14 protein-coding genes are annotated in these 13,294 nt (G+C 64.2%); 8 read left to right on the plus strand and 6 right to left on the minus strand.

Annotated elements, in window-relative coordinates; all coding sequences use genetic code 11:
- Positions 1–2: 2 nt before the first annotated feature.
- Positions 3–341, minus strand: a complete 339-nt coding sequence (locus AC1Q6Z_RS12885; RefSeq protein ID WP_492648094.1) for a cupin domain-containing protein — start codon at positions 339–341, stop codon at positions 3–5.
- A complete protein-coding gene (locus tag AC1Q6Z_RS12890) occupies positions 338–1,441 on the minus strand; it encodes an alkene reductase (RefSeq protein ID WP_492648095.1) in 1,104 nt (367 codons plus the stop codon). The genes AC1Q6Z_RS12885 and AC1Q6Z_RS12890 overlap by 4 nt, the downstream gene beginning before the upstream one ends.
- Before the next feature lie 124 nt (positions 1,442–1,565).
- Between AC1Q6Z_RS12890 and AC1Q6Z_RS12895 the strand changes: the two genes are divergently transcribed.
- Positions 1,566–2,462 carry a LysR family transcriptional regulator gene (locus AC1Q6Z_RS12895; RefSeq protein ID WP_492648096.1) on the plus strand — a complete coding sequence of 299 codons (897 nt, stop codon included), beginning with the start codon at positions 1,566–1,568 and terminating at the stop codon, positions 2,460–2,462.
- Between the two features lie 3 nt (positions 2,463–2,465).
- On the opposite strand, the gene AC1Q6Z_RS12900 is transcribed toward AC1Q6Z_RS12895, so the two are convergent.
- Together AC1Q6Z_RS12900 and AC1Q6Z_RS12905 are read right to left on the minus strand one after the other, a co-directional pair.
- Positions 2,466–2,774, minus strand: coding sequence for a putative quinol monooxygenase (locus AC1Q6Z_RS12900; protein WP_492648097.1), 309 nt, complete (start codon positions 2,772–2,774; stop codon positions 2,466–2,468).
- Positions 2,775–2,788: 14 nt separating this feature from the next.
- Positions 2,789–3,802 (minus strand): zinc-binding alcohol dehydrogenase family protein, encoded by a 1,014-nt coding sequence (locus tag AC1Q6Z_RS12905; protein ID WP_492648098.1) that lies wholly within the window; start codon positions 3,800–3,802, stop codon positions 2,789–2,791.
- Positions 3,803–4,039: 237 nt separating this feature from the next.
- On the opposite strand from AC1Q6Z_RS12905, the gene AC1Q6Z_RS12910 reads away from it, so the two are divergent.
- Positions 4,040–5,194 (plus strand): CaiB/BaiF CoA transferase family protein, encoded by a 1,155-nt coding sequence (locus AC1Q6Z_RS12910; RefSeq protein WP_492648099.1) that lies wholly within the window; start codon positions 4,040–4,042, stop codon positions 5,192–5,194.
- On the plus strand, positions 5,194–6,330 hold the full coding sequence (locus AC1Q6Z_RS12915; protein ID WP_492648100.1) for an extracellular solute-binding protein: 1,137 nt from the start codon (positions 5,194–5,196) through the stop codon (positions 6,328–6,330). The genes AC1Q6Z_RS12910 and AC1Q6Z_RS12915 overlap by 1 nt, the downstream gene beginning before the upstream one ends.
- Positions 6,331–6,334: 4 nt before the next feature.
- On the opposite strand, the gene AC1Q6Z_RS12920 is transcribed toward AC1Q6Z_RS12915, so the two are convergent.
- Positions 6,335–6,862, minus strand: coding sequence for a MaoC family dehydratase (locus tag AC1Q6Z_RS12920; RefSeq protein ID WP_439615650.1), 528 nt, complete (start codon positions 6,860–6,862; stop codon positions 6,335–6,337).
- 63 nt (positions 6,863–6,925) lie between these two features.
- Positions 6,926–7,714 (minus strand): IclR family transcriptional regulator, encoded by a 789-nt coding sequence (locus tag AC1Q6Z_RS12925; protein ID WP_256116561.1) that lies wholly within the window; start codon positions 7,712–7,714, stop codon positions 6,926–6,928.
- Between the two features lie 159 nt (positions 7,715–7,873).
- On the opposite strand from AC1Q6Z_RS12925, the gene AC1Q6Z_RS12930 reads away from it, so the two are divergent.
- From AC1Q6Z_RS12930 to AC1Q6Z_RS12950, 5 genes are all read left to right on the plus strand, one after another.
- Positions 7,874–9,184, plus strand: a complete 1,311-nt coding sequence (locus tag AC1Q6Z_RS12930) for a type 2 periplasmic-binding domain-containing protein (protein WP_492648101.1) — start codon at positions 7,874–7,876, stop codon at positions 9,182–9,184.
- Between the two features lie 123 nt (positions 9,185–9,307).
- Entirely contained in the window at positions 9,308–10,204 is an 897-nt protein-coding gene (locus tag AC1Q6Z_RS12935) for a carbohydrate ABC transporter permease (protein ID WP_256116563.1), read from the plus strand.
- Position 10,205: 1 nt separating this feature from the next.
- The gene (locus AC1Q6Z_RS12940; RefSeq protein ID WP_492648102.1) at positions 10,206–11,072 is read left to right on the plus strand and encodes a carbohydrate ABC transporter permease; all 867 of its coding nucleotides are present in this window, start codon (positions 10,206–10,208) and stop codon (positions 11,070–11,072) included.
- 3 nt (positions 11,073–11,075) lie between these two features.
- Positions 11,076–12,173 carry an ABC transporter ATP-binding protein gene (locus AC1Q6Z_RS12945; protein ID WP_492648103.1) on the plus strand — a complete coding sequence of 366 codons (1,098 nt, stop codon included), beginning with the start codon at positions 11,076–11,078 and terminating at the stop codon, positions 12,171–12,173.
- A gap of 1 nt (position 12,174) precedes the next feature.
- Positions 12,175–13,293, plus strand: a complete 1,119-nt coding sequence (locus AC1Q6Z_RS12950; protein ID WP_492648104.1) for a mandelate racemase/muconate lactonizing enzyme family protein — start codon at positions 12,175–12,177, stop codon at positions 13,291–13,293.
- The last annotated feature ends 1 nt before the right edge of the window (position 13,294 follow it).

The raw sequence follows: 13,294 nt of genomic DNA on the forward strand, positions 1-13,294 counted from the left end.
CTTCAGCCGAACTCCACCGTCACGAAGACCAGTTCCGTGGTGCCGCTGTTGGCGAGATCGTGCACGAAGGCGGTGTCGGGCGTCAGGTCCGGAAAGTGACGCGTGTCGCCAGCGGCATAGGTCACGTCGACGACGCGCCCGTCGCCGTAGCGGGAGCGCGCCGTGCCGTCGCCCAGCACTGTCCAGAAATACGGCCGGTCATGCCGGTGCGGCGCCAGGCTTTCGCCCGGCTGGAGCCGCAGGTGCCAGATGCGCATGCCGGGCTGATCGAGCACCAGCACGGTGCCGATCCTGTCGTTTGCCCGCGCCGCCGTGCGTTCCTTCTCGGAGAGCGGCGTCATGCGGCGCTGCTCCAGGCCGGGTAGGTCGCGTAACCTTCATTGTCGCCGCCGAACAGCGTCGTCGCGTCGAAGGCGGCGAGCGGCAGGTTTTCGCGGTAGCGGCGCGGCAGGTCGGGATTGGCGATGAAGGGGCGTCCGAAGGCGACGACATCCGCCAGTCCCTCCGAGAGGATCGCCTCCGCGCGTTGCGGATCGTATTTGCCGGCGACGATGATCTTGCCGGAAAAGGCCGTCCGCAGATCGCGGCGGAAGGAGGCGGGGGTGACGGGCGCATCGTCCCAGTCGGCCTCGGCGAGGTGGATATAGGCGAGCCCCAGGCGATCGAGTTCGCGCGCCGCCTTCAGGGTCGTCGGCACGATCTCGTCGTCGACCATGCCGCGCTGGGTGATGAACGGTGACAGGCGGATGCCGGTGCGTGCGGCACCAGCCTCTGCGGCGACGGTTTGCGCGACCTCGACGAGAAAGCGGATGCGGTTCTCCTGGCTGCCGCCGTAGCCGTCCGTGCGCTGGTTTGCCGAGCGGCGCAGGAACTGGTCGACCAGGTAACCGTTCGCGCCATGGATCTCGACCCCGTCGAAACCGGCCTTCATCGCATTGGCCGCCGCTTTGGCAAAATCGACGACGACCGCACCGATTTCCGCCGTCGTCAGCGCCCGCGGCACCGGGCAATCGGCAAGGCCGCCTTCGCCTGTCGCGGGATCGACGATCCAGACTTTGGCCTCGGGTGAAATGGCGGACGGGGCGACCGGCAGGCCATCGGCATGGAAGCTCTCATGGCTCATGCGGCCGACATGCCAGAGCTGCAGCACCATGCGCCCGCCGGCCGCGTGGACCGCATCGGTCGCCGCGCGCCAGCCCGCAACCTGTGCGTCGGAATGGATGCCGGGCGTGAAGGAATAGCCCTGGCCCTGCGGCGAAATCTGCGTGGCCTCGCTGATGATGAGCGCGGCGGAGGCGCGCTGGGCATAGTAGCGCGCCATCATATCGTTCGGCACATTGCCCGGCTGCGTGCTGCGCGCGCGGGTCATCGGCGCCATGGCGATGCGGTGCGGCAGGTCGATGGCGCCGAGCGAGACGGGCTGGAAAAGCGAAGCGGTCATGGTCGTCCTCGATGTTTAGGCAGCGGATAAGCCCGGCCGCCATGGTTCGAGGTGGACAGTACTGCTTGCGGAAAGTCCCGATAATTGCTTTGATCCGGAAATCATAATTCGGAAAAGCCGATCAATGCTGCTTGAAAACCTGTCTCTCTTCCTGCGCATCGTCGAGAAAGGCGGCCTCGCCGTCGCGGGCCGCGAGGTCGGGCTTTCGCCCGCGACCGTCTCGGAGCGCCTCGCCGCGCTGGAGGCCTATTACGGGGCGACGCTGCTTACCCGCACGACGCGCGCCATCAGCCTGACGGAGGAGGGCAGGGCGCTCGTCGAGGGCGCCCGGCGGCTGCTGGCGGAGGCCGAGGAGTTGGAAAGCCGCGTGCGGCGCGGCGCGGACGTCATTTCTGGCCCGATCCGGCTGAGCGCGCCGGAGGATCTCGGCCGTCGCCTGTTGGTGCCCGTCATCGATGCCTTCCTCACGGACCACCCCGCGGTCACGATCGATCTCAACCTGACGGACGGTTATGTCGATCTCGTCGGGCAGGGCATGGATTTCGCCATCCGGCACGGTGTGCTCGCGGATAGCAGCCTCCGGGCGAAGCCCCTCGGCGACAACCGCCGCATCGTCTGCGCCTCGCCCGCCTATCTGGAAAGGCACGGCACACCGCGGCATCCGGACGAGCTCGAAAACCATGAATGCATCGTCATGCGCTTCGGGCAGAATATCGACCGCGAATGGCCCTTCGTCATCGACGGCGTGGTTCGCAAGGTCACCGTGCACGGCCGGCGCGTGGTGAACGACGGCGGGCTGGTGCGCCAATGGTGCAAGCAGGGGCTGGGCGTCGCGCTCAAATCGATCCGCGACGTCGATGCCGATCTCGCCTCCGGCGCGCTGGTGGAACTGCTCAAGGATTTTTCCACCGGCAGCACGGCCTTGCAGATCGTCTATCCGCCGAGCGCGGTCCAGCCGCGGCGCGTGCGCCTGCTGATCGAGCGCATCGCCGCGGCCCTTTCGCCGGGCCGCGGCGCATAGTCGTCAGGCGGAGACCTGGTCGAGGAAGATCAGGCGCAGCGGCTCGGCGAGCAGGTCGTCTATCGTCACGGCAAAGGCCTGGAAATAATCCGCGGCGATGTGCTCATCCAGCGCCGCCTGGCTTGCGAAGGCCTCGCGCATATAGAAGGTGCCGGGCTCGTCACGCAGCTCGAAGAGCACGTAGTCGAGGTTTCCAGGTTCCGCGCGGGTCGGCTCGATGAGGGCGAGCAGGCCCGCGCGCAACGCGTCCCGCTTATCGGGCTTTGCCTTCAGGACGGCGATGGCGATGAGTTTTTCGGCTTGTGTCGTCATGGTCATGTCCTTGCTTAGAAGCCTTCGAGCACGATCTTGCCCTTGGCCTTGCCGGATTCGATGAGCGCATGGGCGCGCTTGAGGTTTTCCGCGTTGATCGCGCCGAAATGATCGGCGAGCGTCGACTTGATCTTGCCGGCATCGACCAGTTCGCTGATGCGGTTCAGCAGGTCGTGCTGCTTTTCGATATCGGCGGTGGCAAACAGCGAGCGGGTGAACATCAGCTCCCAGTGCAGCGAGATCGACTTGCGCTTCAGCGGCAGGGCGTTCAGCACCTTCGGGTCGTCAATGAGGCCGAACCGGCCCTGCGGCGCGATCAGCTCGACGATATCGGCGAGATGGTCGTCCGTGTTGGTCGTGGAGAAGACGAAGGCGGGCTGCCCGATGCCGAGCGCCTCGATCTGAGGGGCCAGCGATTGGCGGTGGTCGATAACATGGTGGGCGCCGAGCGCCTTCACCCAGTCCTGGGTTTCCGGCCGCGAGGCGGTGGCAATCACCGTGAGGTCGGTCAATGCACGGGCGATCTGGATGGCGATCGAGCCGACGCCGCCGGCGCCGCCGATGATGAGGATGGCGTTAGCCGCACCGGCAACCGGGCGGGTCACCTCCAACCGGTCGAACAGCATTTCCCAGGCGGTGATCGAGGTCAGCGGGAGGGCTGCGGCGGCGGCGAAATCGATCGATGCCGGCTTTTTGCCGACGATGCGCTCATCGACGAGATGGAATTCCGCGTTGGTTCCAGATCGGTTGATCGCGCCGGCATAGAAGACGGCGTCGCCCGGCTTGAACAGGGTGGCATCCGGCCCGACGGCGGTAACGATACCGGCGGCATCCCAGCCAAGCACCTTCCAGTCGCCCGGCTCCGGCTTGGCGGAAGCGCGGATCTTGGTATCGACCGGGTTGACCGAGACGGCCTTTACCTCGACGAGGATATCGCGCCCCTGCGGCTCGGGCCGCGGCAGGTCGAAATCGACAAGCGCCGTCGCGGCATCGATCGGTTGCGGGGTCTGGTAGCCAATGGCACGCATTTCAATCTCCTGAATGTGCGAAAGTCGGTTCGTATGGGGTGAAGATAGGACCATACGGGATGCCCCGATAATTTGCCGAAATCCAAAATGATAATTCGAATTTTTCGAAGTTGTCCTCCTGCCGCCTCTTGCGGGGCCTTCGGCGTTGACAACCGGCCGTGAAATTCTCATATATAAAATAGTAATTCAAATAAGAATTCTGTGGAATCTTTCGGGGTGTCGCAGGGAGGAGCCTTCATGCAGGATGAACCCGGATTGCTCACCGGTCTGACCGTGGTCGATATGAGCCAGTTCCTTTCCGGCCCCTATTGTTCGCTGCGGCTGCTCGATCTCGGCGCCCGGGTCATCAAGATAGAGCGGCCCGATGGCGGCGATCTCTCTCGCCGGCTCTACCTCAGCGACACCGAAGTCGGCGGCGATTCGACGCTGTTTCACGCCATCAACCGCGGCAAGGAGAGCCTCGGCATCGACCTTAAGAACCCGGACGATCTCGCCTTCCTGCGAAAGCTCATCGCCAGGGCCGACGTGCTCATCCAGAATTTCCGGCCGGGCGTCATCGAGCGCCTCGGCCTGGATTATGCGGCGGCGAAGGCGATCAACCCGGCCATCGTCTATGCCTCGATCAGCGGTTATGGCGAGGATGGACCCTGGGTGATGCGGCCGGGGCAGGATCTTCTGGCGCAGGCGCGGTCCGGCCTGATGTGGCTGAACGGCGACGAGGAGCAGGGGCCGGTGCCCTTCGGGCTGGCGGTCGCCGACATGCTGGCCGGCGCCAATGCCTGCCAGGGCATTCTGGCAGCGCTGGTGCGGCGCGGCATTTCCGGCAAGGGCGCCCATATCCAGACGAGCCTGCTCGAAGGGCTGGTCGATTTCCAATTCGAGGTGCTGACCACCCATCTCAACGACGGCGGCCGCAAGCCGAAACGCTCCGGCTTTCGCAGCGCGCATGCCTATCTTTCCGCACCCTACGGCGTCTATCCGGCCAAGGACGGCTATCTGGCGATCGCCATGACGCCGCTCGGCCGGTTGCAGGATCTCTTGCAGATCGAGGCGCTTGGCATCTATCGCGACGATAGCAAGGCGTGGTTCACGGCGCGCGACGCGATCAAGCGGATCATCGCCGAACGCATCGCGACCGAGACCGTCGACCATTGGCTGTCCATCCTCGAACCGGCGGATATCTGGTGCTCCAAGGTGCTTGAATGGCCGGAACTGCTGGCGAGCGACGGTTTCCGCATGCTCGATATGTTGCAGACCGTCACCCGCGAGGACGACGTCTCGATCGGCACGACCCGCTGCCCCGTGCGCGTCGACGGCCGCCGGCCGCTCGGCGGGCAGGCGGCGCCGCGGGTCGGCGAACATACCGGCCGCATCCGGGCGGAGTTCGCCTGATGGGCGGCGTTACCCTGAAGGGCATGACCTGGAGCCATCCGCGCGGCTACGACCCGATGGTGGCCTGCTCGGACGATTGGTTGCAGAAGACCGGCGTCGCGATCGAATGGGACAAACGTTCGCTGCAGGATTTCGAGAGTTTTCCCGTCGAGGAGCTTGCGCGCCGTTACGATCTCATCGTGATCGACCATCCGCATGTCGGCCAGATCACGGCGGAAAACTGCCTTGCGCCGCTGGATGGACCCAGCCGGGAGGCCGCCTTCGCGGCTCTGGCCAAAGGCTCCGTCGGCAAATCTTTCCCGAGCTACAATTGGCAGGGCCGCCAATGGGCCTTCCCGATCGATGCGGCGACCCAGGTGCTGGCCTTCCGGCCGGACCGGCTCGACGCGCCGCCGACAACCTGGGCGGAGGTGCTCGACCTTGCAAAGGCAGGTGAGGTGCTGCTGCCGCTGCGCCCGCCGCATTCGCTGATGTGCCTGTTCACGCTGTGCGGCAATCTCGGCCGCCCATGCTCGGTGGAGTGGGACCGGCCGTTCGTCGATGCCGAGACCGGCGTCCAGGCGATCGAGATGATCCGCGAACTGGCAGCCCTCGTCGATCCCGCTTGCATCGGCATGGACCCGATCGCCGTGCTGGACCTGATGGGCGAGGAGGGCGCGCGCTACAGCCTTTCGCCGCTGATCTACGGTTATGTCAGCTATTGCCTCGAAGGTTTTCGCGCAAACCGCATCGCCTTTGCCGACATGCCGGTTGCCGGCGCAGGCGGGCCGGTCGGGTCGGCGCTTGGCGGCACGGGCATTGCCGTCTCGTCTTTCTCCGAAAACCGCGAGGCGGCCATCGATTTCGCCTATTGGATTTCGGGCGGGGCGGTGCAGGCCGATCGCTACTGGCGGTCGGGTGGCCAGCCCGGCCATGCCGCGGGGTGGGAGGACGAGGCCGCCAATGCCGCGACGCTGGGCTTCTACCAGAACACTCGCAGCACGCTGGAAGGCGCCTGGCTGCGGCCGCGCCATGACGGTTACATGCCGTTTCAGGAAGCGGCGTCGCAGCGCATCAACCGGGCCGTGACGAGCGCGGAGCCGGCGGCGAAGGCTGTTGCCGACCTCAACGATCTGTTCGTCAGGAGTTTTCGGTAGGCGCTCACGCCTCCGGCTTGCCGTCCCGGTATTTGACCGTCTGGATGTGCTCGCAATAGAGCACCAGCTCGCCTTCGCCCTTGAAGACCTCGTAGGAGGCGCGGATAAGGCCGAGCGCGTCATATTTCGGCTGTTTGTCGAGGTTGGTGCGGATCGTATAGATCGTGTCGCCGATGAAGACGGGCTTGATGAAGCGCAGGCGATCATAGCCGTAGGAGAAGGCGTTTACGCAGTTGGTCGCCACCAGCCCGAGCCCGGCCGAAAACACGAAGGCGCCCGCCACGAGGCGGCGGCCGAACAGGCCTTCCGTCTCGGCAAAGATCTGGTCGCCGACATAGGGGTGCATGTCGAGCACCAGCGCGTTGAACTGCATCGATTCGCCCTCGGAAATCGTGCGGCGCAACGAGCGGATCTTATGGCCGACCGCGAAATCCTCGTAGAACCAGTTTTCCGAATTCCACACCGGCAGCGCTGCGTGGGCCTCCGGCATGGTCTTGGGATGGGTGCTTTCGATTCCGACAGTCGACGTCATGCTTGGCTCCTCTGAACGAGAAGACCATGTCACAGAAGAATGATATATTCAAATACGAATTGATTAATCGCCGGGCTTGAAGTCGGCGCCGGTCATTTCGGAAAGCTTGCTGGTCGTCTCGCTGATGAGCTGGATCGTCGTGGAAATGTCGGGCGCGACAGGTGTGTTGATCAGCGTGATATAGGGCACGGTCAGGGCGGCGATCGCGGTGCCGTCCGCGCCGAGCACCGGGGCCGAGAGGTTGATGACGCCGGCCGTCTGGGCGCTCGGCATCATCTCGTAGCCGCGCGTGCGGATAAGGTCGAGCCGCGCCAGGAATTCCGGCGTCACGCGTCCGTCCGTGCCGCCATCGCCGACATGTTCGGCGATCATGCGCTCGCGTTCCAGCCCCGGGCGGAAGGCGAGCAGCACATGGCCGGAACCCGTATCGAAAAGGCCGATGCGCGAGCCGACGCGGATGGAAATGCCCCAGTAACCCGGCGCTTCCTGCTGGGCGATGACCACCGGATTGCCACGGTCGAAGACGACGAGCTGGTTGGCCTGGCGCGAGGCTTCGGCAAGCTCGCGCATCAGCGGCACGGCGAAGGAAACGAGCCGCCGCACCGGGGCGTGGAGCTGCGCGAGGCCGAAGAGTTTCAGCGTCAGCGAGAAGCGGTCGCCATCGATGCGCGTGACGTAGCCGCGTTTCACGAGGCGGTCGAGCATGCGGTAGAATTCGTTCGGGCTGCGGTCGAGCCGCTTGGCGATTTCCGCCTGGGTGAGGCCACCATCGACGCCGGCGAGCAGCTCCAGGATGTCGAGGCCCTTGTCGAGCGCCGGCGCGCGGTAGCGATCGTTTTCGTCTTCCGACACCTGAAATCCCTCTAGTGAATGAGTAAATTCATATACGCAGAAATACCCCATGGCAATGCCGGAATCCGGTTTTCCGCTTGACGATGAATGAATAATTGGTTTGTATATGAATGAAGCTCTTATTGGTGAGGGCTGGCGAAAGCCACATGGGAGGAGAACATGTCGAGATTTCTAGCCGGCGTCGCGGTCGGTGCATTGATGTGCGCGGGTTCCGCGTTCGCTGCCGACCTGCCGGGAAAATTCGAGGGCGTCACCGTCGATGCAAAGCTCATCGGCGGCCAGCAGTATGAGGCGCTCTACGCGCGCATCGCTGAATGGGAAAAGGCGACGGGCGCCAAGGTGAACGTTCTTTCGAAGAAGAACCACTTCGAGCTGGACAAGGAAATCAAGTCGGATATCGCAACGGGCAACATCACCTGGTGCGTCGGCTCGAACCACTCGTCCTTCGCCCCGCAATATCCGGATATCTATACCGATCTCGCAACGCTGCTGCCGAAGGAGGAGATCGACGCCTTCGTGCCGGCCAACATTTCGTCCTCGACGCTCAGTGGCAAGCTTGTGATGCTGCCGCGCGCGCAGTTCGACGTTTCGGCGCTCTACTACCAGAAGAGCCTCTATCAGGACGACGCCAAGAAGGCGGCGTTCAAGGAGAATTACGGCTACGACCTGACCCCGCCGGATACCTGGCAGCAGGTCACCGACCAGGCGACGTTCTTCTCCAATCCGCCGGATTTCTACGGCACGCAATATGCCGGCAAGGAAGAGGCGATCAACGGCCGCTTCTATGAAATGCTGGTGGCCGAGGGTGGCGAATATCTCGACGCCGACGGCAAGCCTGCCTTCAATTCCGAAGCAGGCGTGCGTGCCCTCGACTGGTTCGTCAACCTCTACAAGGCGAAGGCCGTGCCGGCCGGCACGACGAACTATCTGTGGGACGATCTCGGCCAGGGCTTTGCCTCGGGCACCATCGCGGTCAACCTCGACTGGCCTGGCTGGGCGAGCTTCTTCAACGATCCGAAGTCGTCCAAGGTCGCCGGCAATGTCGGCGTGAAGGTGCAGCCGGCGGGCTCCTCCGGCAAACGCACCGGCTGGTCCGGCCACCACGGCTTCTCGGTCACCGAAAGCTGCGCCAACAAGGAAGCGGCCGCCTCGCTCGTCTGGTTCCTCACCAACGAGGACAGCCAGAAGCTGGAATCGTCCGCCGGTCCGCTGCCGACGCGCACGGCCGTCTGGGATTTCAACATCAAGCAGGCTGAAAGCGATCCGTACCGCAAGGAAGTGCTGACTGCCTTCCAGGAGGCCGCGAAGAACGCCTTCGCGGTGCCGCAGACGGCATCGTGGATCGAGATCTCCAACGCCGTCTATCCGGAGCTACAGGCCGCCATCCTCGGCGACAAGACCTCCAAGGAAGCGCTGGACGCCGCCGCCGAAAAGGCGACGCAGATCCTCGAAGACGCCGGCGCGCTCTAAGACCAACCTGCGGCGCCGGGCAACCGGCGCCACGAACCACCCTTTTGACATTCCGGAAAATTTCAACGCCGCCGGTTTCGGCAGGCGGTTTTCCCTGCATTCGTGAAGACTGGAGAAGCCGATATGAAAGGCTGGAGGCCACCGGCACCGTTTCTGCTTCTGCTGCCCGCCATTCTGGTGCTGGCAGCCGTCGTCATCGTCCCGCTGATCCTGTCGCTCTATTCGAGCTTCACGCCGTTCCGGCTGACGCAGCCGGCCTCGCTCTATATGTTCGTCGGCTTCCGCAACTATGCGCGCATCCTTACGGACCTGGAGTTCTGGACGGCGTTCGGCCGCACCGTGCTGCTTTTGACGGTCGCGCTCAATGTCGAGATGCTGCTCGGCCTCGGCCTTGCCATGCTGGTGGAGAAGGCGACGCGCGGCCAGCGCCTGCTGCGCACCATCATGATGTTTCCGATGATGTTCTCGCCGATCCTCGTCGGCTTCCAGTTCAAGTTCATGTTCAACGACAATATCGGCCTCGTGAACAACGCCCTGCAATCGCTGGGCCTCACCGACCAGGCGATCCCGTGGCTGATCGACGGCACGCTCGCTTTCACGGCGATCCTGATTGCCGAAGTCTGGTCCTCCACCTCGGTCTTCGCGATCCTCATCCTCGCCGGCCTGCTCGCCATGCCCAAGGAGCCGATCGAGGCGGCGCGCGTCGATGGCTGCACGCCCTGGCAGACATTCCGCTACGTCACCTGGCCCTTCATCATGCCCTTCGCCTATATCGCCATGACCATCCGCTCGCTCGACGTCGCGCGTGCCTATGACATCGTCAAGATCATGACGGATGGTGGCCCGGCCAAGCGCACGGAACTGCTCTGGACGCTGGTCTCGCGCACCGCCTATGCCGATGCCCGTATGGGTCTGGCGAACGCCATGGCTTATGTCGCGATCCTGCTCTCCATCCTCTTCACCGTCTATTTCTACCGCAAGCTTGCGGCGGCGCGGACCCAGATTGCGGCGGAGTGGTAAGATGAACGAGAACGCAAAAGCCCGTATCAACGGCATCCTCCTTTCCGTCGCGCACAAGATTGGCCTGTTCCTGGCCATGACCGTCATCTGCCTGCCGGGCCTGTGGATCGTGCTCGCCTCGTTTCGGCCGACGGTCGAGATCATGGCGAAGCCGCCGGTCTGGATTCCGCAGGACCTGTCGCTCGATGCCTATGTCGCGATGTTTTCCGGCGTGGGGCAGGGCGGCATTCCGGTTATCGAATATTTCCGCAATTCGCTGATCATCTCCGTCACCTCGACGGCGATCGCGCTCGCCATCGGCATGGCCGGCGGCTACGCCTTCGCGCGCTTCCGCTTCAAGGCGAAGTCCTCGATCTTCCTCGGCCTGATGCTGACGCGCACCGTGCCCGGCATCGCGCTCTCGCTGCCGCTGTTCTTCGTCTATTCGAAGCTCGGCATCATCGATACGCATTTCGGGCTGATCATGGCCTATGTGGCGCTCAACGTGCCCTTCACCATCTGGCTGATCGACGGCTTCTTCCGGCAGGTGCCGAAGGACCTCGCCGAGGCCGCGCAGATCGACGGCTGCACGCGCTGGCAGGCCTTCTGGCAGGTGGAGTTTCCGCTCGCCGGCCCCGGCATCGCGTCCGCCGGCATCTTCGCCTTCCTCACCTCCTGGAACGAGTTCGCGCTCGCCTCGCAGCTCACCCGTTCCGTCAACTCCAAGACCCTGCCCGTCGGCCTGCTCGACTATACGGCGGAGTTCACCATCGACTGGCGCGGCATGTGCGCGCTGGCGGTGATCATGATCATCCCCGCCCTCGTGCTGACCTTCATCGTGCAGAAGCATCTGGTTTCCGGCCTCACCTCCGGCGCAGTCAAAGGATAATCCATGGCAACCGTTTCCCTCGAAAAGCTGGTCAAGCGCTACGGCGCGGTCGAAGTGGTGCATGGTATCGACCTCGAAGTGGCGGACCGCGAGTTCATCGCGCTGGTCGGTCCGTCCGGCTGCGGCAAGTCCACCACGCTGCGCATGATCGCGGGCCTGGAGCCGATCTCCGGCGGCAACCTCAAGATCGGCGGCAAGATCGTCAACGACCTGCCGCCGCGCTCGCGCAACCTTGCCATGGTCTTCCAGTCCTACGCGCTCTATCCCCACATGACCGTGCGCGAGAACATGGGTTTCTCGCTGAAGATCGCCGGCCAGAAGCCGGAGGAGATCGCGCCGCAGGTGGAAGAGGCCGCCAGGACGCTCGACCTCACGCATCTGCTCGACCGTCGCCCTTCGCAGCTTTCCGGCGGCCAGCGCCAGCGCGTCGCCATGGGCCGCGCCATCGTTCGCAATCCCGAGCTCTTTCTCTTCGACGAGCCGCTGTCGAACCTCGATGCGAAGCTGCGCACGCAGATGCGCGTCGAGATCAAGAAGCTGCATGCCAAGGTGCAGTCGACGGTGATCTACGTCACCCATGACCAGGTGGAGGCGATGACGCTGGCCGACCGCATCGTCATCATGCGTGACGGCTATATCGAGCAGGTCGGCACGCCAGAGGATGTCTTTCAACGCCCGCAATCGAAATTCGTCGCCGGCTTCATCGGCTCGCCGCCGATGAACCTCAAGGATGCCGAGGTGGCGGACGGCCAGCTCGTCTTCGAAAACGGCGACCGCCTGCCGCTGCCCGCGCGCTTCAGGGAACGTGTGACGGCTGGGCAGAAAGTGACCTTCGGCCTGCGCCCCGACGATCTCTATCCCGCCGGCCATGGCATCCATTCCGGCGAGGACGCCGATGTGCATGACCAGGATCTGCGGGTCATCCTCACCGAGCCGCTCGGCAACGAGACGCTGATCTTCTCCGATTTCGGCGGCGCCGAATGGGTCGGCCGCATGCTCAACCCGCGGCGGCTGACGCCCGGCGATACGCTGCCGTTCTGCTTCGACCTGTCGCAAGCCCATCTCTTCGACCGCGAAAGCGGCCGCACATTGCGAGGCTGACATGGCGAAGATCGAACGCATCGAGTTGAAAATGGTCGACCTTCGCCCGAAGGTCGAGCGCACGGACGCCATCCAGAGCTTCGTTTCGCAGGAGACACCGCTCGTCACCATCACCGACAGCGATGGCGCGGTGGGCACCGGCTACAGCTACACGATCGGCACGGGTGGTTCCTCCGTTATGCGGCTTCTCGCCGATCATCTGGCGCCCCGCCTGATCGGCCGCGACGCCGACCAGATCGAGGCGATCTGGCACGAGCTGGAATTCGCCACCCACGCCACGACGATCGGCGCGATCACCTCGATCGCGCTCGCCGCCATCGACACCGCGCTGTGGGATCTTCGCGCGCGAAAGCAGAACCTGCCGCTGTGGAAGCTCGCCGGCGGGGCGAAGGATCGCTGCCCGCTCTACACGACGGAAGGCGGCTGGCTGCATATCCCGATGGAAGCGCTCGTCGAGGATGCCCTTGACGCCAAGTCGAAGGGGTTCACCGGCTCCAAGGTAAAGATCGGCAAGCCGCATGGCTCCGAGGATTTCGCGCGACTTTCGGCCGTGCGCAAGGCGGTCGGCGATGGCTACGAGATCATGACCGACGCCAACCAGGGTTTTTCCGTCGACGAGGCGATCCGACGGGCCGAACGCCTGCGCGACCTCGATCTCGGCTGGATCGAGGAGCCACTTCCGGCGGACGACATCGACGGTCATGTGCGCCTCAACCGGTCGACTGCGACGCCGATTGCCATCGGGGAATCGCTCTATTCGATCCGCCATTTCCGCGAATATATGCAGAAGGGCGCATGCTCCATCGTGCAGGTCGATGCCGGCCGCATCGGCGGCATCACGCCGTGGCTGAAGGTGGCGCATGCGGCGGAGGCCTTCGACATGCCGGTCTGCCCGCATTTCCTGATGGAGCTGCATGTCAGCCTCACCTGCGCGGTGCAGAACGGCAAATATGTCGAATACATCCCGCAGCTCGACGACATTACCACTTCGCGCCTGACGATCGAGAACGGCATGGCGCTGGCACCCATGACGCCCGGCCTCGGCATCGACTGGGACTGGGACGCGATCCGCAGCCGGTCGATTGCCGAATTCGAGCACGAGATCCGCAAGGGAGCCTGAG

The organism is Shinella sp. GW835-FHT14H05 (genome assembly GCF_058793575.1).